Annotated in this window: 19 protein-coding genes; 12 read left to right on the top strand and 7 right to left on the bottom strand. The window is 51.8% G+C overall.

The features are described 5' to 3' along the window. The first annotated feature begins 128 nt into the window (after nucleotides 1–128). Nucleotides 129–1,760 (top strand): 23S rRNA (uracil(1939)-C(5))-methyltransferase RlmD, encoded by a 1,632-nt coding sequence (gene rlmD / locus NE584_RS16860; protein ID WP_256183317.1) that lies wholly within the window; start codon nucleotides 129–131, stop codon nucleotides 1,758–1,760. A gap of 11 nt (nucleotides 1,761–1,771) precedes the next feature. Further along, nucleotides 1,772–2,020, top strand: coding sequence for a DUF6061 family protein (locus tag NE584_RS16855; protein ID WP_117470680.1), 249 nt, complete (start codon nucleotides 1,772–1,774; stop codon nucleotides 2,018–2,020). A 65-nt stretch (nucleotides 2,021–2,085) separates the two neighbouring features. Here NE584_RS16855 and NE584_RS16850 read toward each other — a convergent pair whose 3' ends face one another. From NE584_RS16850 to NE584_RS16825, 6 genes are all read right to left on the bottom strand, one after another. Further along, a complete protein-coding gene (locus tag NE584_RS16850; RefSeq protein ID WP_118622927.1) occupies nucleotides 2,086–3,564 on the bottom strand; it encodes a hypothetical protein in 1,479 nt (492 codons plus the stop codon). Then, on the bottom strand, nucleotides 3,561–4,121 hold the full coding sequence (locus NE584_RS16845) for a sigma-70 family RNA polymerase sigma factor (RefSeq protein WP_256183316.1): 561 nt from the start codon (nucleotides 4,119–4,121) through the stop codon (nucleotides 3,561–3,563). Before NE584_RS16845 ends, NE584_RS16850 begins: the two co-directional genes overlap by 4 nt. A 139-nt stretch (nucleotides 4,122–4,260) precedes the next feature. After that, nucleotides 4,261–4,479: a hypothetical protein gene (locus NE584_RS16840; protein WP_148455998.1), complete on the bottom strand. Its 219-nt coding sequence runs from the start codon at nucleotides 4,477–4,479 to the stop codon at nucleotides 4,261–4,263. Nucleotides 4,480–4,813: 334 nt separating this feature from the next. Beyond that, the gene (locus tag NE584_RS16835; RefSeq protein ID WP_177610473.1) at nucleotides 4,814–5,455 is read right to left on the bottom strand and encodes a sigma-70 family RNA polymerase sigma factor; all 642 of its coding nucleotides are present in this window, start codon (nucleotides 5,453–5,455) and stop codon (nucleotides 4,814–4,816) included. Next, nucleotides 5,442–6,281, bottom strand: coding sequence for a helix-turn-helix domain-containing protein (locus tag NE584_RS16830; RefSeq protein WP_117470675.1), 840 nt, complete (start codon nucleotides 6,279–6,281; stop codon nucleotides 5,442–5,444). The genes NE584_RS16835 and NE584_RS16830 overlap by 14 nt, the downstream gene beginning before the upstream one ends. Before the next feature lie 26 nt (nucleotides 6,282–6,307). Further along, nucleotides 6,308–6,505 (bottom strand): helix-turn-helix domain-containing protein, encoded by a 198-nt coding sequence (locus tag NE584_RS16825; protein WP_117470674.1) that lies wholly within the window; start codon nucleotides 6,503–6,505, stop codon nucleotides 6,308–6,310. 229 nt (nucleotides 6,506–6,734) lie between these two features. Between NE584_RS16825 and NE584_RS16820 the strand changes: the two genes are divergently transcribed. The 10 genes from NE584_RS16820 (at nucleotide 6,735) to NE584_RS16775 (ending at nucleotide 15,610) form a co-directional block, all read left to right on the top strand. After that, a complete protein-coding gene (locus NE584_RS16820) occupies nucleotides 6,735–7,367 on the top strand; it encodes a CHC2 zinc finger domain-containing protein (protein ID WP_117470673.1) in 633 nt (210 codons plus the stop codon). Beyond that, entirely contained in the window at nucleotides 7,333–8,652 is a 1,320-nt protein-coding gene (locus tag NE584_RS16815; RefSeq protein WP_242990665.1) for a phage/plasmid primase, P4 family, read from the top strand. The genes NE584_RS16820 and NE584_RS16815 overlap by 35 nt, the downstream gene beginning before the upstream one ends. 440 nt (nucleotides 8,653–9,092) lie before the next feature. Beyond that, nucleotides 9,093–9,308 (top strand): LLM class flavin-dependent oxidoreductase, encoded by a 216-nt coding sequence (locus NE584_RS16810; protein WP_117470672.1) that lies wholly within the window; start codon nucleotides 9,093–9,095, stop codon nucleotides 9,306–9,308. Further along, nucleotides 9,308–10,288 (top strand): MobV family relaxase, encoded by a 981-nt coding sequence (mobV, locus tag NE584_RS16805; RefSeq protein WP_117470671.1) that lies wholly within the window; start codon nucleotides 9,308–9,310, stop codon nucleotides 10,286–10,288. The genes NE584_RS16810 and mobV overlap by 1 nt, the downstream gene beginning before the upstream one ends. Continuing rightward, nucleotides 10,281–10,472, top strand: coding sequence for a hypothetical protein (locus NE584_RS16800; protein ID WP_117470730.1), 192 nt, complete (start codon nucleotides 10,281–10,283; stop codon nucleotides 10,470–10,472). Before mobV ends, NE584_RS16800 begins: the two co-directional genes overlap by 8 nt. A 103-nt stretch (nucleotides 10,473–10,575) precedes the next feature. Further along, nucleotides 10,576–12,258 carry a recombinase family protein gene (locus NE584_RS16795; RefSeq protein WP_256183313.1) on the top strand — a complete coding sequence of 561 codons (1,683 nt, stop codon included), beginning with the start codon at nucleotides 10,576–10,578 and terminating at the stop codon, nucleotides 12,256–12,258. Nucleotides 12,259–12,278: 20 nt separating this feature from the next. Then, nucleotides 12,279–12,719 (top strand): hypothetical protein, encoded by a 441-nt coding sequence (locus tag NE584_RS16790; protein WP_108980409.1) that lies wholly within the window; start codon nucleotides 12,279–12,281, stop codon nucleotides 12,717–12,719. Between the two features lie 105 nt (nucleotides 12,720–12,824). Further along, entirely contained in the window at nucleotides 12,825–14,027 is a 1,203-nt protein-coding gene (locus NE584_RS16785) for a class I SAM-dependent rRNA methyltransferase (RefSeq protein ID WP_050622798.1), read from the top strand. A 380-nt stretch (nucleotides 14,028–14,407) separates the two neighbouring features. Beyond that, nucleotides 14,408–14,812 carry a hypothetical protein gene (locus tag NE584_RS16780; RefSeq protein ID WP_050622797.1) on the top strand — a complete coding sequence of 135 codons (405 nt, stop codon included), beginning with the start codon at nucleotides 14,408–14,410 and terminating at the stop codon, nucleotides 14,810–14,812. Nucleotides 14,813–15,022: 210 nt separating this feature from the next. Continuing rightward, nucleotides 15,023–15,610, top strand: a complete 588-nt coding sequence (locus NE584_RS16775; RefSeq protein ID WP_256183312.1) for a hypothetical protein — start codon at nucleotides 15,023–15,025, stop codon at nucleotides 15,608–15,610. A gap of 57 nt (nucleotides 15,611–15,667) precedes the next feature. On the opposite strand, the gene NE584_RS16770 is transcribed toward NE584_RS16775, so the two are convergent. Next, the coding region (locus NE584_RS16770) for a hypothetical protein (protein WP_256183311.1) at nucleotides 15,668–19,119 on the bottom strand (3,452 nt) is incomplete at its 5' end.

Here is a 19,119-nt window from a genome sequence, read left to right as displayed (position 1 = left end):
CCCCCCCCCCCCCCCCCCCCCCCCCCCCCCCGCTCCTGTTCTCTCTGCCGTCCTGAGGCAAAATGGGCTTTACGGCTCCATCCGGCCATGATATGATAAGAAAAACGGTTTTGAAGCGAGGGAATCCCATGGCCGAGGTCAGAAAAAACACAGTGCATCCCCTCCATATCGAGGGCTATACCGCGGAAGGAATGGGGGTGGCCCGTCTGGACGGCCGGGTGGTCTTCATTCCCGGGACTATCCGGGGGGAGGACTGGGAGGTCCAGCTGCTCAAGGTGAACAAGGGGGTGGCCTGGGGCAAAGGGACACGCCTGATCTCCCCCTCCCCCGTCCGGCAGGAGCCGGACTGCCCTTACAGCGGGCGGTGCGGGGGGTGCCAGTACCGCCACATGTCCTATGAGGAGGAGCTGGCGGCCAAGGGCCAGCGGGTGCGGGACGCCCTGGAGCGGGTGGGCGGCGTCCATCTGGAACTGCCTCCGGTGCTGGGGGCGGAGTCCCCCCTGCGCTACCGCAACAAGGTGCAGTTCCCTGTCTCCCGAGGAAAGTGCGGGCTGTCCATCGGCTTTTACCGCCCCAGGAGCCATGACGTGGTGGACACGGAGGACTGCCTGCTCCAGCCGGAGGCGGATACGGCCCTGCGTCTGGCCTTCAAGGGCTGGATGGAGGACTTTCAGATCCCCGCCTATGATGAGTCCACCGGCCGGGGGCTGATCCGGCACCTGTATATCCGTACCAACCGGGCGGGGGAGGCCCTGTGCTGCGTAGTGGCCAACGGGAGGGAGCTGCCCCACGCCGGAGAGCTGTCCGGTGCCCTGCGCGCCGCTGTCCCCAAGCTGGCCGGGCTGGTCCTCAATGTGAATCTCCGGGACACCAATGTGATCCTGGGCGATGCGTCCCGCACCCTCTGGGGCCGGGACTGGCTGGAGGAGGAGCTGTGCGGGCTCACTTTCCGCCTGTCCGTTCCCTCCTTCTTCCAGATCAACCGGGATCAGACGGAGCGGCTGTACCAGCTGGCGCTGGAATTCGCCGGGCTCACCGGGGAGGAGACGGTGCTGGACCTGTACTGCGGCATCGGCACCATCTCCCTGTGCCTGGCCCGCCGGGCCGGGCATGTCATCGGGGCGGAGGTGGTCCCCCAGGCCATCGAGGACGCCAGGGCCAACGCCCTGCGCAACGGTGTCACCAACGCGGAATTCTTCTGCGGGGACGCGGGGGAGGTGGCGGCCCGCCTGGCCGGCCAGGGCGTGCGTCCCCAGGTCATCTGCGTGGACCCGCCCCGCAAAGGGCTCGCCCCGGAGGTGCCGGCGGTGCTGGCCTCCATGGCGCCGGACCGCATCGTCTACGTCTCCTGCGACCCGGCCACCCTGGCCCGGGATGTGAAACGGCTGGAGGAGCTGGGCTACCGGGCCGTCCAGGCCCAGCCGGTGGATCTGTTTCCCAGGACCGCCCATGTGGAGACTATATGTTTATTGTCCAAACTTAATGCGAAGCAACATATCGAGATTAACTTGGATATGGACGAGCTGGATTTGACCGATGCGGAAAAGAAAGCCACCTACCAAGAAATCAAAGATTATGTGTTGGAGCACAGCGGCTTGAAAGTCAGCAGCTTGTATATCGCACAGGTAAAACAGAAGTGCGGTATCATTGAGCGTGAGAACTACAATAAGCCGAAGTCTGAGGACGCTAAACAGCCGCAATGCCCGCCAGATAAAGAAAAAGCAATCAAGGAGGCATTGACGCACTTCGGCATGATTTAAGGAGGGCGGATATGACGTATTTGATTTCTTGTGAGTTCAACATGGATACCGCTTGTGTGGAACTGAAATTCAACGACGGCAGTATGATTGCCATTGACACCATTGCCGTGGAGAACGAGGTTGCCGACAATATGTATCAGCGGTCAGAGTTGGACTGGCTGATCTACAATGCGCCGTTGGAGTACGCCGATCTGATACTGAACGGCGATCCGGAGAAGTATCTGAAAGCGGTCACGCAGTATAAGCCGTTGGATAGCTGACATGGAAACAGCCCGTAGGACGTCAAAATCCTACGGGCTGTGTTTTCAGCCATATTTTAACTGTATTATCTTCTGTAATTCACAACCTCACCTGTTTTCTCCTGGCTAATCAGCATTCCAGAAGTATCAAAAGTGTATCTGAATACATAGCTTGTGCCGCCAATTGTGAAGGAACTTGTTGCGGGAGAGAAGAATGTGGAGGTAATGCTTTCTACATCCCAAAGTAGATTTCCCGTATCACTCACAGAAAGCTTTCCACCAAGAGACCCGTTGACAGAGTAGTATTCTTGGGGTTTCCCTGCATTAGGCTCACATACCAACAACATTGCGGTGTAGTTGTCCCGTACCATAGGCGTCAGTTCATCACTGGAAATTTCCCAGATGTTATTATCAAACAGATAATTCAATACTCCGGCAATTTCATATCTACCGCCTGCACTCTGATCTTCATTAGCAAGTCTCGGAACAGCGTACGCAGACAAATAGATATTTCCGTTATATTCAATCATATCGGTAATGTAATAGTAAGAATCTTCATCGCCATAGGAGAAGGACTCTGTAATATTACCTTCGCGGTCAACCTTAACGATTTTTGCGTGCTCATTCGTCATATAGCTACCGAGCTGAACCATGTAACCATCTTCAAACCGAGCTGCATTCCAAATCCCGTAGTTACCTACTTCGGTTTTATGGAAGTAGGTTTCTTTTCCATCCACCGTATACTGGCTAAGACAGAAATATTTCAGATCACCACGGCTGATTACGGCATAGCTGCCATCAGCATTTTCCAAAACGGAAGCGATGTATTCATCGTCAAATCCGTTATTGAGCATGTGTTTCCAAACGAGATTACCATCTAAGTCGATTTTAGCCATCCATGCATGGGAAATTTGAGTACTGGACCAAGTGTCGGTTCTACCGTAGGCAATTACACCATCCGATACGATGCTATAATCTTCAATCCAAAAATCGGAAATAGAAACACTCCAAAGCAAGTTATCTCCATCGTATTTCTCGAGATAGCTCTTATCGTGCACCTCTAAGCCAAGAGATTCATCTTCTTTGTATTCCGAATGGTATTTATAGTGTACGCCTGTTTGTGTGGCACCAATAAAACCACCGGTATAATTTTTATAATTCCAAAGATTTTCAATATCCTCTGGTGTTGGATTGTCTTGAACAATCTCGTAACCACCGATATTATCGGAAGAAATACTGTTTCGAATCACTTCGGCGGTCTTAGAATAAGTGAACGACTTCGTTGTAATATCACGATACACTTCCTTAATCTCACCACGAGTAAGTCCTTCCGTAGACATACCATAGTCATTAAAGAATTGAACAGCAGCTTTATATTCCTTTGCTTCAGCAACAACCGCAAAGGAACCGAAGCAAACGGACAGGACTAAGACCATGCAGGCAGCGATTGTACCCCATCTAAACCAAATTGGCTTATTTCGAGATTTCTTTGCAACGGGAGCTGCTTCGGCAATGTGTCGATCATCAATTTCTCCAAAAATATCTAAAAGACGTTTGTTTTTCATAACGTTATACCTTCTTTCTCCAATACAGATTTAAGTTTACCTCTTGTACGGAAAAGGGTAACTGTCACTTTGCTTTCAGAAAGGCCATATTCATCTGCAATTTCTTTTACGGGACTCATATAAAAATAACGACGAACAAATATTTTTCTTGTTTCTGCTGGGAGTTCATCAAGGAAACGGTCGAGTACATCTCTGATGACCATATTCTCAACAGTATTTACTGCATCTTGTTCAGCAGGGATGCACTCTGATAGTTCGTCGAGAATTAGTGAGGTTTGTCCCGCACCACGCTTTTCAGCAGAGAGCTTTTCCCATTTATTCAAAGATAAATTGCGAGTGATTTTTCCAAGAAACGTCTGCAATTTGCTCGGGCGTTTAGGTGGAATGGAGTTCCATGCTCGGAGATATGTATCGTTGACACATTCCTCCGAATCTTCATCGTTATGCAGAATGCTGTAGGCAATGTAGTGGCAGTATCTTCCGTATTTCTTGGAAGTTTCAGATATGGCTTGTTCGGAACGTTCCATGTAAAGCTCCATGATTTTGCTATCATCCATATCATCACACTCCTTTCGTTTGTATCAAGGCCTTTCACCCTAATACACCGGGGTTACACGCTGTTCACTACACTTTTATTGGAATTCTTTGAAAAATATTTTTGAGATAGCAGACCAGGTACTATCAACAAAAAGTCCGCTATTGTTTTTCTGCCGCAGCAGCGTGACGAGGAAATTTTCTGTGTTGGCAAACACGGAATTTTTGCTCGGCACCCCACGGCACAGGTTGAGATTTTTGCAAAGCCTCTGCAAAAATGAATGTCGTGTGCTGTGGCATTTTCGAGAAAAGGTCCGACATGGTAAAACGCAGTTTTTTCAATGTGGGTACCATTTGTGAGAAAATGATGGGGGTATCCAAAGGGGTGAAATCCCTTGGCTCTGGGTTTCCAATAGGGGTGAGCAGCATCCCTATTGGCACACGATTTTGCTTGCAAAGTCTAGTGTGTTATACCTTTGGCGACCGCTGACGCTGGAAAGGGGCTGTCCCACGCCAGACAGACACTTTTCGGCGGAAGCAGAACAGGCGGATTTTGTGGGCTGAAAGGAACACAAAACGAAGGATTTAGCATGAGCAAAATCCGCCTGTTCGTGTGTAGTTGGCATAGGAAATCTTGAAGCTGTGCGGAAAGATTTTCTGTGACAACGAGGGCGCAAGAGGTATATAAAACCCGCCGCAGCGTCTGTTCCCCTCGTTAGTGAAACCACCACGGCAGTTCCAACCATACGTTATCCAACGCCAGCCTCTCCGTGGATTTCGCTCTGCTCTCTGACAGGAAGAAATGCTCCGCTGTCTCCGTCAAAGGATGCTCTATATTGTCCTCAAATCCGAAACGGTACAACAGATATTCACGCTCTCGATTGCTGATTGCATCAAGGGCGGCGTGAAGTTCTTCGTGCGTTTCCTTTGCAATATAAATCTGTGCGGGATTGGTCATATTGGAATCGGGGACAAAGGCATGACGATCCCGATTTTCAAATTTCGTCACCTCATCCAGACTGACGATCTCGCCCATGTGCTTTGCTTCAAAGGATGTACTCTGACTTCGGATGTAGTCGATCATGGAATTGCGAATTGCCGGAGCTGCGTAAGTCAGAAATTTGTTGCCGCCATCGGGATTGAATTTCTCCACGCATCCCATCAGTCCCAGACAGCCTTCCTGCACAAGATCGTCAAAGGTAACACCGAGTGCCCGATTGACTTCTATCTGTGCGCTCCATATTTCATGCGCCGTCATTTTGATAAAACGCAGATTGTTTTCCACAAGACTGTTCAGCGCATCCATGTTCCCGTTCTGCGCCAGCGCACACAGTTTTTCGTTATCAACTGCCGTCATGTTCATCTTCTGTTGGCTTGACCGTGAGCAGTCCGATCAATGCCTGATTGAATTGTTTTAAAGCTTCGGGGTCAACACCCTCCATGCCGCTGACGCTGCCCGTGATCGCTTCGGCAACCATTTCGGGCGTGATATTCGGCTTTGTCACATCCTGCCCCTTTGTCAGCTCTGCGTACATATGCTGTGCCGCTTCTTTGCTCATGGCTTGTGCGTCTGAGACATTGGAGCCGATCTCCTTCTTGATTTCTTTCAACACATTCATAAAGGTGTTCTGAATAGCAGTAAGATCAGCTTGATACATCGGCATCCTTGAAACGCTGACAGTCTTTGCGGCTTCTGTAATGGCTTCTCTATCTTCGGGATGCTGCTTTGCTTCTCCCATCAACAGCGCACTCAATGTGGCATACATCTGATTCTGTGCGGCATATCCGGCAGCAAGGGTATCATCAAAATAATGTGCGATCATATTGGTCATTGCGGCGAAGTTTTTGTTTTCCAGTAAGCGATTGACAACCTCAGCATTGACCTTTCCTGTGTAGAGATTTTTTGCCGCCTGTACCGACAAGCCGAGTTCGGCTATATCGTAATTCATGCGGTCGGGAATATCGGTAACGCCGAGCAGGAAGTCGGTGGATACCTCAAATTCCTTTGCGATCTTTTTGATATTCTCGTCACCGAGTTTGCCTGTTGCATTGCTGATAAATCTGCTGAGTGTGCTGACATCCATTCCAATTTTTGCGGCAAGCTCACTCTGCGTGATCTTACGTTCTTTCATCAAATCCTGCAAACGTTCTCTGATGTTGCCGGATAAGTATTTGCGCTCCATGCTCTGCGCCCCCTTTCCTATTGGCATCAATCTTTTGTTTTTGACTTGATATATTTTCCGCTCTTGACTCTTGCATCGGCGGGCTTCTCTGCATTTTCGGGGATAATCCATCGTCCACCCGCCCTCTGTGCGCCGGGGATGCGGTTTTCATTGCAGAGGATACCGACACGGCGGTGGGAAATGCCCCATTTTTCTGCAACCTCAAAGGTAGAAAGATATTTCATCGGTATTACCCTCCATTCCTGTACTACTTTATATTATATACCACAAGTGGAATAAAATCAATATCATAACTGTGAACAATCGCCGTCCTGCGTTTTGCATTTTTGCAAAATTGCAGGGCGGCTTTTTTGTTTTCCTGCATTTGTGCGTGATTTTTCGGTCTATAGACATTTTCTCCGTATATTCAAGCAGACGAACAAAATCGTCGAGAAAAATTTATGGAGGAATGCGATGAACATTTATGAAAGCATCAAGGCGGCAATCAGCGTAAAGCAATCCGCCGAACACTACGGGCTGAAAGTGAGCCGCAACGGCATGGCTTGCTGCCCGTTCCACAATGACAGGCATCCGAGCTTGAAGCTGAACGAGGAATATTTCTTCTGCTTCGGCTGCGGAGCCAAGGGGGATGTGATCGACTTCGTGGCAAGGCTCTTTGATCTGAGCAGCTACGAAGCGGCGCAAAGACTGGCTGCGGACTTCGGTATCAGCACCGAGCCGGGACAGCCTGTGGCAGTTCCCCACAAGTTAAAGCATCCCTATATCCGTCAGTTCCGGGAGGACGAAATGCTGTGCTTCCGAGTGCTGACGGATTATTTGCATCTGCTGGAAGATTGGAAAGTGTGGTATGCACCGAAAACGCCGGATGATGCTCTGGATGATCGCTTTGTGGAAGCCTGCCAGATGATTGATTATATCGAATATCTGGCAGATATTTTGACCGTAGGTGATCTGGAAGAACGTGTTGCCGTGGTGGACGAGCTGATGAAAAATGGCAAGATCACGTTCCTACAGGACTACACCACAAGAAAGAAAAAGGAGGATATGCGCCATGAGCGAAGAAATGATGCAGACCTCGCCCTTTGAGTGTCCGGCGTGGTTTGACGGAAAGAAAATCAATGAAACTGTATTCTGTGAAGAATTTCTCCGTGATTATCCGATGGTCACGGTGAACGATGCTTTTTTCACGGTCAATGGCAGAGTACACGATGAAAACCGCTTGAAAAAGGTCATCTATGACCGCATCAAGTATTATGTGACCAGCGGCGTTGCAAAGAAAGTCACCAATCTGCTGGATGTCATGCGTATGGAGTGCTGCACCGCAAAGCTATCTCTGTACCAAGACCGTATCCATGTGGCGAACGGCACGTACTATCTGAACGGCACATTCAGTCCCGAAAAGGATTTCTGCCGCAACCGTCTGCCCGTTGCCTATAATCCCGATGCTCCGCAGCCTGTGACATGGCTGCATTTTTTATCCCAACTTTTAGAGCCGGAGGACATTCTGACCTTGCAGGAGTTTATGGGATATTGCTTTATCCCCTCCACCAAGGGACAGAAGATGCTCCTGCTGATCGGTAAGGGCGGCGAGGGGAAAAGCCGCATCGGTATCGTCCTTCGTGCGCTGCTTGGCAGCAACATGAACACAGGCAGTATCGCAAAGGTGGAGACAAGTCCCTTTGCTCGTGCAGATTTGGAACATGAACTTGTGATGCTGGACGATGATATGAAACTGGAAGCTCTCCCCCAGACCAACAACATCAAGGCGATTATCACAGCGGAGCTGCCGATGGATTTGGAGAAAAAGGGACAGCAGAGCTATCAAGGTGATTTGTATGTACGCTTCATCGGCTTGGGTAACGGTGTCCTGCAATCTCTCTATGACCGCAGCGTTGGTTTTTTCCGCAGACAGATCATCCTCTCCACCAAGGAGAAAGACCCGAACAGAAAGGACGATCCCTATATCGCTGAAAAGATGTGCGCCGAAGCGGAGGGCATCTTCCTGTGGGCGTTGGAGGGCTTGCACCGTTTGATCGACAACGATTACAAGTTTACGGTCAGCCAGTCGGCACAGGACAACATGGACGCTGCCGTATCGGACGGAAACAACATCATCGAGTTTTTAAGCTCCGAGGGGTATATCCGCTTCAAGGCAGATTATGAGGTCAGCTCCAAAGACCTGTACGCCGTTTACAAGCTGTGGTGTGATGATAACGCTTTGAGCAGCCTTTCCCAAAAGAGTTTCTGCTCGTTTCTCAAACAGAATGAGAGTCGGTACAACATCGAGTACACCAATAAGGTCAATATCGGCGGCGGGAGGTATGCCAGAGGATTTGTCGGCATCGAGCTTCTGCAAAGACCATTTCTGTAAAAATGATATTGACCCGAAAATACGTGTACCATCCGTACCAAGTGTACCACGGTACAGCAAGTACACTTGGTACACGTACTTTTCAGTCCGTTTCACTATTATTTTTCAATGCTGTTGGCGGATGCCCTGTTTTTGGGCATTGAAAATCAATGGTAATGAAAACAGGAAAGATTTTGACCGCAGAACAAAACCATTTCACGAAATCGTGCTTCTCTGAACAATGTATCCCGTTTACGGAACAATAGGTATTTTCTCTGTTCCAGAGCAAATCACACGGAACAGTAAAGTGGGATATGGTCATATATGGGCAGGACATCACAAGCAAAATTCTGAACGGATTTCAGAGATTGCAGATTTTCACTAATCGGTGAAGTGGGTATGCCGTAGGGCGTACCGTTTTCGCCGCATTACAAACAAAATTTATGGAGGATTTTATCAATATGAATGTACGCAACGAAATAAAGGCACAGATCATCCGTACCGGAATGACTATGCAGGAAGTTGTTGACCTGCTCTCGGACGAGTACGGATGGAGCGACAGCGTTTCCAATCTGTCCGCAAAACTACAGAGAGAAAGTATCCGATACAAGGAAGTCGTGGAGCTTGCCGATGTGCTGGGCTACGACATCGTATGGCAGAAAAGGAGGGGCAAATAATGGCAAATGCACAGTACGCTATTTTAAGATTTGCGAAATACAAGGGACCGGAGATCAGCGGCATTGAAGCTCATAACGAGCGCACCAAGGAGAAATACGCAAGCAATCCAGACATTGACCCGTCCCGTACACACTTGAATTTCCATCTTATCAAGCCCGAAAGGAAGTACAGAGCTGAATCCGAGTGTCAGATTGCAGAAGCCGGATGCCGCACACGCTCGGACAGCGTTCGTGTGGTGGAAGCTCTCATAACCGCTACGCCGGAGTTTTTCAAGGGAAAGAAACGAGCTGAAATCCGTGAGTTCTTCAATGAAGCGTTGGAGTTCATCAAGCAGAATCAAGCTCCCGAAACGATCATATCCGCTGTGGTGCATCTGGACGAGAAATCGCCCCATATGCACCTTTGCTTTGTACCTCTGACGGAGGATAAAAGGTTGTGTGCCAAGGAGATTTTAGGGAACAAAAAGAAGCTGACACAGTGGCAGGACAAGTATTGGGAACACATGGTAAAGAAATATCCCGATCTGGAACGTGGCGAAAGTGCCAGCGAGACCGGGCGTGACCACATCCCCACAAGGGTATTCAAACAGATGGCACGTCTGAACAAGCAGCATGACAAGCTGGCAGAACTGCTCTCCGATATGAAGTTCACGAACTACAAGGAGCGTTCGGCACAGATTGCGGCGTTTCTTGAAAAGTATATCCCCGATGTTGCCGCTATGGAAACGCAGATGAAGAAATACAAAAAGTTCTTCAAAACAGCGGACGGCAAACAGAAAGCGTTGGAAAAGAAAAATGACGAGCTGACCGCCGCTCTGGAAAAGAGCGAGAAAGAAAGCACCGTCAAGAAGTTGCAGGAAATGCGGCTGCATAGCGATTATGAGCGCATCAAGGGCATTCTTGACCGCATCCCGCCGGAGATCATTCGAGCATATACACATCGTGACAGCAAAACGCAGGAGGTACGCCATTATAGATAACAGAAAAAAGGATGAATGGAGCGGCTTTGCCGATTTACTTGCCAACTTAATAGAGAAATATGCGGCGGTTCTGGATATTGAAAATCTTCCGGAGCCGCCGATTTGTTTGGACAGCGAGAAAAAAGAAATTGTAAACAATTCCAAACTTTTTGAGGAATCTATTGAAAAAACGGACATTGCATGATATAATATACGTGTGATAAGTGTCCAAACCTACTCTGAGAGTGATTTCGGAGTAGGGGTTACATAACGGTGCTGCATACGGCGGCACGAATGAGGATAACGATATGAAAAAAGACAAGATAAAAGTATATATTTACACGAGAGTATCCACCACGATACAGGTGGATGGATACTCTCTGGATGCTCAGAAAGCCAGAATGAAAGCATTTGCCGAGTACAATGACTATAAGATTGTCGGTGAGTATGAGGATGCCGGTAAATCCGGTAAGTCCATCGAGGGCAGATTAGAGTTTAACCGCATGATGGAGGACATCAAATCCGGCAAGGACGGTGTTTCCTATGTGCTGGTGTTCAAGCTCTCCCGTTTCGGCAGAAATGCGGCAGATGTGCTGTCCACCTTGCAGGTTATGCAGGATTTCGGTGTCAATCTGATCTGTGTTGAGGATGGTATTGATTCCTCCAAGGATGCAGGAAAACTGATGATCTCCGTTCTGTCAGCGGTTGCCGAGATCGAGCGTGAGAATATCCGTGTTCAGACGATGGAGGGCAGAATCCAGAAAGCCCGTGAGGGCAAATGGAACGGCGGCTTTGCTCCTTATGGATATACGCTTGAAAAAGGCAAGCTGTATGTGAATGAGGAAGAAGCAGAAGCAATCCGCATCATCTTTGACAAGTACGTGCATACCGACATGGGCGCAAACGGTCTTGCCCGATACCTCGCCAATCATGGCATTGGAAAAATCCAAAGACAGAACGGCAAGAATCCTCTGTTTGATGCGGCGCTTATCCGCAGGATACTGAAAAATCCTGTTTACTGCGGCAAGATCGCCTATGGCAGACGCAGGACGGAAAAGGTGCATGGCACAAGAAACGATTACCGTCTTATTGAACAGGACAACTATCTGTTGGTCGATGGTCTGCACGAAGCACTTGTTTCCGAAGAACTCTGGCATGATGCACAGGTGAAATTGGTTGCCCAGGCAAAGAAATACGAGAAGGTCAACCATGGTAAGGATAACAAGGTGCATCTGCTGACAGGCTTGCTCAAATGCCCGATCTGCGGAGCCGGTATGTACGGCAATAAGAGTGTCAAGCACAAGGCAGACGGCACGAAGTACAAGGATTTCTACTACTACGGCTGCAAACACCGCACCATGACCCGTGGTCACAAGTGCGACTATAAGAAGCAAATCCACGAAGAACTCTTGGAAACCGCTGTCGCAGAGGTGATTACCAAGTTGGTCAGCAATCCGAAGTTTGCCGCTTTGATGCAGCAGAAAATCAGCATGAAAGTGGATACTTCCGCTATCGAACAGGAGATTGCAAACTACGAAAAACAGCTTCGCCAGAGCTATTCCATCAAGTCCCGATTGATAGAGGAAATTGATACACTTGACCCCGATGATAAACATTACATCAAACGCAAGGCAGACCTTGATGATCGTCTTTACAAGATGTATGATAAAATCGAGGATACGGAGTCTCTGCTGATTGAAGCCAGAGCAAAGAAAATGGCAATCGAAGCTGAAAAGCTGACTGCCGATAATATCTACAAAGTTTTGATTTACTTTGATAAGCTGTACGCCGTGATGGATGAACAGGAACGCCGACAGCTTATGGAGTCGCTGATCTCCGAAATCCATATCTTTGAGGAACGGAAGCCGAACGGACAATGGCTGAAATCCATCAAATTCAAGCTCCCGATCATAGAGGAAGATATGGAAATAAGTTTGGACAACGATACACAAGTTGAGACGGTGCTGCGGATGGAACGAAGGAATCGCTAACACTTGTAGGGAGGACAAGCATGAAGCTCTCTTTTAAACAGAAGTTCAACACTCGTCAGGAAATCAGCGTCCTTTTGGGCGGTGATACTCAAAAGGGGATCGCAGTATCTGCTCAAACAGATACTATTCTTCTATTTATGAACGATGGCGAGATCTATACAGATTATTTTTATCCCACCGGTTCTTATTCCCACTGTATGTACACCGGGATAGGTCGGAGAGGACATCAGGATAGTCCTGACGAAAATAAACATATGTACCATCTAAATATCGAGGTTTTGTCCCATAGAACCAACAAAAAGCATCTTCTTGTTTTTGAAAAGAAAGATAAAGCAATGTATTTTGTGGGAGAGTACCGCCTAACAGAGATGCACCAAAATGTACAGCCAGATGAAAATGGTATGCTACGCCGGGTATTTGTATTTCATTTAACACAAGTGAGCGACTATTTTGAGTGGTAAAAGGCAAAGACCTTTTGCGCGGGAAAATGAAATGACGGACACCGGCGCGCCTCGGAAGCAATGCCTTAAAACAGAAAATGCCCCCTCTGGGCAGGAGGAACTTTTATGACAGACGCTGTTGTGACACTGAAAAAGGGAGAGGGACGGTACCTGCAGAAAGGCGGCCCCTGGATCTATGACAATGAGATCGCGGATATCTCGCCGGGGGCGGAGGACGGCGGCCTGGTCCGGGTCTGCGGCGAGAACGGCTGGCCGCTGGGCCAGGGCTTTCTGAACCGGCGCTCCAAGCTTACCGTTCGGATGCTCACCCGGGACCCGGACGCGGAGATCAACGAGGATTTCTTCCTCATGCGGCTGAAAAACGCCTGGGAGTACCGGAAAAAGGTGGTGGACACCAGCAGCTGCCGCCTGGTTTTCGGGGAGGCGGACTTCCTGCCGGGGCTGGTGGTGGACAAGTTCTCCGACGTGCTGGTGGTAGAGTCCCTAGCTCTGGGCATCGACCGCTTCAAGGTCACCATCGTGGAGCTGCTGAAGGAGCTGCTGGCCCAGGACGGCATCGCCATCCGGGGCGTCTATGAGCGCAGCGACGCCAAGGTCCGCCTCCAGGAGGGGATGGAACGGTACAAGGGCTTCCTGGGGGCTCCCTTTGACACCAAGGTGGAGATCGTGGAGAACGGGGTCCGCTACTTCGTGGATGTGAAGGACGGCCAGAAGACCGGCTTCTTCCTGGACCAGAAGTATAACCGCCAGGCGGTGGGGCGGCTCTGCCGGGGCGCCCGGGTGCTGGACTGCTTCACCCATACGGGCTCCTTCGCCCTCAACGCCGGTATCTGCGGGGCGGAGCACGTCATCGGGGTGGACGCCTCCGAGCTTGGGGTGGCCCAGGCCAGGGAGAACGCGGCTCTCAACGGGCTGGAGGACCGGGTGGAGTTCCTCTGCGCGGATGTGTTCGACCTGCTCCCCCAGCTGGAGCAGCAGGGGGAGCAATTCGATGTGGTGATCCTGGACCCGCCTGCGTTCACAAAGTCCCGCAGCTCGGTGAAAAAGGCGGTCAAGGGATACCGGGAGATCAACCTGCGGGCCATGAAGCTGGTCCGGGACGGGGGCTTTCTGGCCACCTGCTCCTGCTCCCACTTCATGGACTATGAGCTGTTCACCCAGACCATCGGTCAGGCGGCGCGGAACGTCCACAAGCGCCTGCGGCAGGTGGAATACCGCACTCAGTCGCCCGACCATCCCATCCTGTGGGCGGCAGACGACTCCTATTATCTGAAATTTTATATCTTCCAGGTGTGCGACGAAAAGTAACTGTTTTGACAGGGCCCGGTGATGAAGGCGCGGCAGCGCTCCATCACCGGGCTTTTTTGTTCCCTCCAAACAGTGAGGCCGTCGGCCCGGCCTGTTCCAAAAGGCAGCTTCTATGGAAAAGTTCAGGGGACCCTTTCATCATGTGGCCCCCCCGCCGCAGGCAGGGCGCGGCGCCCCAGTACGGCGTGACAAACGACGGGGCATTTTTCTGCCGGGTCGCTCTCCATATCCCGCGCTCCTCCATAGCCCCAGCTCTCTTCCGAAAGTGTCTTTTTTGGAGGTGGAATTGCGAGGATTTTTGTCGTTTTATGTCTCTTACAATCTGTTTCCCGGAATTTACTTTATGATAGGGGCATATTCCAGGGAAAGGATAGGTCTTTATGACGAAAACAGAAACTGTTATCCGCTCTATTTTCGGGGCCGCCGGGATCGACACCCGCCCCTTGGCCCGTGCTGTGGACATTGCCGCAGAGCTGCTGTTCACCCACAGACAGACCATCGATGAGCTCCACTTCACACGGGACATCTATTCTCCGGTGGCTGTGCTGCTCCGTGGCAAAAACGGGGAGCCGCAGTCGGTAAAAACCATCTCGAAAAGCATTGAGCGTCTGTCCAACCAGTGCTGGGACATCCTGGTCGCCAGAGGATTGGTGGGCAAGTACATCGGCGCTGAGATCGGCGACATCCACGCACCCAGGGATATCATCATCTATCTGGCCTTTTACAGCCATCTCGGCGTCCCCTTCTTCACCGCCATGGAACAGGAGTCCGCCCTGCACGGGTGAAATGGGAGCCGCAGAGAGAAGGAGGAGGCGCGGCGCCGCCATCGGGCCGCCTCTCTCAATACCGGGGCTTCCGCACAGGCGGGGCAGAAATGGGCACAGTTCCGCTTCACTTCCATAATTTGTATTGAAACGTCTCACAAAACAGCTTTTCCCTCCGGTTTTGAGCGGGTCCGGATCTGCCGGGCCCAGTCAGGACAGGAGGGATTTTTTATGGCAAGCGGACAGACTCAGTATTATGGGCTCTCCCAGTGGGAGGCCGCGGACAAGGTGGAGCGGGTGGACTTCAACTCCGACAACGCCAAGATCGACGGAGCGCTCCACACCCTGGCGGAAGGGGCTGTGTGGGAAAAAATTGGGGAGACAAGGGCAGGTATCCCACAAATGTCCCTCTCTATCCACGTCCCCAGCATCGGCCGCTACCGATCGCTGCAGCTGATTTTTCAGGCGTCCATGGCCAAGGGACAGGATCTGATCCTGCTGGCGTCCCCGGGGGATAATTCCAATTACATCACCCTGACGGAAAGTGGGACCGTCTCCGTCACCTCCAAGCAGTTCACGCTGCTTCAGACCACAGGGGAAGGAGGGGGAACTGCGACGCTGTTTCCCTTTGGGCGAGACAGCAACGTAGGCATCTGCATCAACAGCATCTCCCGGGAGGGGAGCACCTTTCGGTCCATCCGCTCTATGGGCTGCAACCCCTCCATTCTCTGGACCTCCATTCGCCAGCTCTTCGTTCTGGGAAGCGGTTCGTCCACCGTGGATGCGGGGTCCCAGATCAGACTTTACGGTCTGAGGTAAGAAAAGGCACCCCCCGGATGATTCCGGGGGGTGCGGAGAGATCATCTCTCAGGAAAATCAAGTTCCAGCGTCGTAGGTGATCTCCAGGGTATCAGAACTGCTGAGCGCATCGAAGACGATCTCGATCTCAGCATCTTTGATGGCCCCATCCTTAAAGGTGAAGGAGCCGTCGTTTCCGTCAGTTCCGACTTTGCTGCTCGCGATGTATTCAACTGTGGTGGGGTCGGCCGTCAGCTTATCATCGCCGCTCGCAGCGGTGAACCCGGTCCCGTCTACGGTAACCACAGCGCTGATCTCATCATCGCCGGTCACATAGACCGTGCCGGAGGCCTCTCTGCCATTCACGAACCAGGTCAGGCTCATGCCGGTAGAAGCGACATCCTTGATATCCGCCTTCAGCTCAGCGGCAAAAACCTCTGTGACCTCGATATCCCCGGTGACCTCCCCGGCGGGGATGGTCAGGGAAGTGCCCTGGGCCTTTTCGTTCTCAGCATAGACCTCGCCACCAATGGTGATCCGATAGAACTTTCCGCTGGTCACACCGTTCAGAGTGGCCTCCTTGCCGGCCTCGACATAATTCTCGGTAGCTACTCCGCCGGTGACAGCCACATAGCCGGACACATATTCCTCACCGTCAGCGAAGTTGGAGGTGGAGGTATAGGCAACATAGGTGGTGCCATCCTTCAGCCAGCCGGTGCCCTTGCCGTTGTTGGGCAGGGTCTTCTGCTGACCGACAGCCTTGAAGTACTGAGGCTCACCATCCACAGTGACAGTCACACTGTAGCCCTTCTCGATCACATAGCCGTTGGCGTCGATGGTGACGGTCTTGGCATAGCTCACGGTGCCGTCAGGCGCGGTGATCTTCATGTTGTTGGACTCAGTGATGGTGGCGGCGGCGTTGGCCAGGATCTTCTCCTCCCCATCAATGGTCACGATATAGCCCTCGGTCACAGCACTCTGGCTGTCGAAGGTGAAGGCAGGCGCCTTGTAGCCGCCCTTGGTCACTGCGAAGGTGTACTTGCCAGCGGCATCGACGGAGGAGTTGGCGTCGTCGATCACGAAGCCCTTGTCGGTGATATACTTGCGGACGGCGGCCAGAGCCTCATCCAGGGTGGGCTTGTCGCCCTGATAGGCCACGCCCAGGGCCTGAGGCTTAGAACTCTCGTCCACGATGCCCACGGTCCCCTTGGCCTGAGCCACGGGCTTGGTGGTCACGGTGACGGTCAGGTTCTTGGTGACATTGTTGATGGTGTAAACACCATTGCTGGCAGTCAGGACCTCGTCGCCCAGCTTCACAGACACCAGCTCATAGCCGGAGGTGATGTTGAGCTTGAACTTTACGTCCTGATTGTCGTTGACCTTGATCTTGTTGCCATCAACGACCTCGAACTTGCCCTCCTCCTTGACAACGGTGAAACCGTCGCCGTTGAAGGTGATGGTGTTGTCATAGGTGGGGATCTCTTTCTTCAGGACGTACACCAGATCGGCGGTCTTGCCGTCGTCGGACTTGTTCGCCACATAGACGGTGGTGGTGTAGTCCTCGTCGGCCTTCATATCCTTCAGATCAGTGGCCTTGGAGACATCGGGGCTCTGGTAATCCACGCCATTGGTCTTCAGGTCATAGGTGACGACCACGACCACGCTGTCGCTGTTGGTGACATACTGAACATTCTTCGGGACGCCGCCCACAGTCTCAGTCAGGTAGAAGCTGCGGCTGCCCACGGACTTGACGGCGCTGAACTGGCTCTCCGCGATGGGCTCGACGGAGGTCACCACATTCTCGCCGTTGGTCTTCAGGACCTTGTAAAGCCCCTTGGCGTTCACAGGATCATGGCCGGTCTGGCTGAAGACCAGGGTCTGCTTCTCGCCGTCCACATAGACCTCGTGCTGCTTGTAGTTCTTGTTCTTGTCATAGGTCTCATAGTCGGTGGTAGCGGCATAGAAGTAGGTGTCGTTGCTGTTGCTGGCCTCGCCGGAGTAGATAAACACCACGTCCAGCACGCCATCGTTCTCACGGGTATCGATGACCCAGAACTTCACGTCCTCGTCGTTGGAATCGACCTTCTTATAATCGGGAACATTCTCAAAACCAGTGTAGATGGTATTCTCATCCACATCAACAAAGACAGTGTCCTCGTCCACAATATAGGTCTTGCCATCGGCGGTGATGTAGGCCGCGTCATTGATGATCTCGGCGCCCGCGCCGGTCACATTGGAGGCCACATCCTTGTAGTTCTTGTACAGGCTGTTCTGGTTCTCGCGGTCCGCCTGGTCATCCATGTCCAGGATGGGGCGCAGAGTGTAGACATCGTCGTCCACGGAATAGGCATACACGCCGCCCACCAGGCCGCCATTGTTGTACGCCTTCTCCACGTCGGCCACGTTCATTTCGGTGCCATTGACCCATTCGTTGTCAATGGTGACCTTCTTCTCGGTGCCGTCGGTGAAGACGACCTTGGCCTCGATGGTCTTCAGGTAGCTGTCGGCGGTATCCACATACAGATAGTTGGCATAGTAGTCATCCATCGCCAGGAAGCCAATGACATAGCCGTTGGGGTCCAGATACAGACGGTAGGCAATATCGAGAGTGGGATGGACCTCGTTGATGTCATCCAGATCAGAGGCGGTGTACTTGGAATAGGTGTACTTGTTGCCGTCGTCCAGCTTGACATAGCTGCCCTTGTCCTCATCCTCGGGCTCAGAAGCCTTGGCGACATAGGTCACGCTGCCTTCAGCGGTGGCGGGATCAGCGATGGAAGCGACGAAGGAGTCGTCATCGTCGTTCACGTCCACGGTAATGACCACATAGTCGTCCTCAGCGAAGCCGTCGGCGGTGATGGTGCGCTCGTCGATGGGGTTAGTCTTGGCCTTGTCGCTGAGCACGCGGACCGTGACCTCGCCGTCCTTGACCTTGGTGACCTCGGCCATGTAGTAGTTGATCATGACCACGGTGACGGTGTCGTTCACGTCGTCCACATAGATCTCGGTGGTGGCGCCCTTGGCGGTGTAGGCGTAGTCGGTGTCCTTGTCGTTGGCGGGAGCCAGATCGTCGCCGGCCTGCTCAGCGCCGTCCACATAGACATTCCAGGTGTAGTCGTCCACCACGCTCTTGCCAACAGCCTTGTAGATCACGTTCTCCTTGGTGTTGGCGGTGTAGGTGAAGTCGGGGGTGTCGGCCACGGTAATGATCTCATCATCGGAGGTCATCTTCACCCGCTCGGGAATCAGGGAGCCGTCCTCATTCAGAACGCCTTCCTTGTTGCCCTCGCCGGAGGGGTTGCCGTCCATCCGATAGGAGCCGATGCCCCAGGTGGTGCCGGGACGGCCGTAATCGGTGTTCTCGTTGGTCTTGTAGACCAGGTCGAAGTTCTTGTAGCCCAGGGTATCGGTGTAGTAGTAGGTCAGGGAGTACAGGATACCCTTGTTCTCGTTGTAGTACACGCCCAGCAGCTCATTGTACTGAACAGGCACGGCCTTGGTCAGGGCGTTGAACACCAGCTCAGCCACGT

The organism is Clostridium sp. DFI.5.61 (assembly GCF_024462915.1).
GTDB classification, from domain to species: domain Bacteria; phylum Bacillota; class Clostridia; order Oscillospirales; family Oscillospiraceae; genus Lawsonibacter; species Lawsonibacter asaccharolyticus.
The sequence above is the reverse complement of the archived record's forward strand: the minus strand, read 5'-3'. Positions and strand labels throughout refer to the sequence as shown.

Excerpts from the sequence above, each read along its gene's own strand:
- rlmD (WP_256183317.1), top strand. The coding sequence starts at position 129 with ATGGCCGAGGTCAGAAAAAACACAGTGCATCCCCTCCATATCGAGGGC.
- NE584_RS16855 (WP_117470680.1), top strand. The coding sequence starts at position 1,772 with ATGACGTATTTGATTTCTTGTGAGTTCAACATGGATACCGCTTGTGTG.
- NE584_RS16850 (WP_118622927.1), bottom strand. The coding sequence starts at position 3,564 with ATGAAAAACAAACGTCTTTTAGATATTTTTGGAGAAATTGATGATCGA.
- NE584_RS16845 (WP_256183316.1), bottom strand. The coding sequence starts at position 4,121 with ATGGATGATAGCAAAATCATGGAGCTTTACATGGAACGTTCCGAACAA.
- NE584_RS16835 (WP_177610473.1), bottom strand. The coding sequence starts at position 5,455 with ATGACGGCAGTTGATAACGAAAAACTGTGTGCGCTGGCGCAGAACGGG.
- NE584_RS16830 (WP_117470675.1), bottom strand. The coding sequence starts at position 6,281 with ATGGAGCGCAAATACTTATCCGGCAACATCAGAGAACGTTTGCAGGAT.
- NE584_RS16825 (WP_117470674.1), bottom strand. The coding sequence starts at position 6,505 with ATGAAATATCTTTCTACCTTTGAGGTTGCAGAAAAATGGGGCATTTCC.
- NE584_RS16820 (WP_117470673.1), top strand. The coding sequence starts at position 6,735 with ATGAACATTTATGAAAGCATCAAGGCGGCAATCAGCGTAAAGCAATCC.
- NE584_RS16815 (WP_242990665.1), top strand. The coding sequence starts at position 7,333 with ATGAGCGAAGAAATGATGCAGACCTCGCCCTTTGAGTGTCCGGCGTGG.
- NE584_RS16810 (WP_117470672.1), top strand. The coding sequence starts at position 9,093 with ATGAATGTACGCAACGAAATAAAGGCACAGATCATCCGTACCGGAATG.
- mobV (WP_117470671.1), top strand. The coding sequence starts at position 9,308 with ATGGCAAATGCACAGTACGCTATTTTAAGATTTGCGAAATACAAGGGA.
- NE584_RS16795 (WP_256183313.1), top strand. The coding sequence starts at position 10,576 with ATGAAAAAAGACAAGATAAAAGTATATATTTACACGAGAGTATCCACC.
- NE584_RS16790 (WP_108980409.1), top strand. The coding sequence starts at position 12,279 with ATGAAGCTCTCTTTTAAACAGAAGTTCAACACTCGTCAGGAAATCAGC.
- NE584_RS16785 (WP_050622798.1), top strand. The coding sequence starts at position 12,825 with ATGACAGACGCTGTTGTGACACTGAAAAAGGGAGAGGGACGGTACCTG.
- NE584_RS16780 (WP_050622797.1), top strand. The coding sequence starts at position 14,408 with ATGACGAAAACAGAAACTGTTATCCGCTCTATTTTCGGGGCCGCCGGG.
- NE584_RS16775 (WP_256183312.1), top strand. The coding sequence starts at position 15,023 with ATGGCAAGCGGACAGACTCAGTATTATGGGCTCTCCCAGTGGGAGGCC.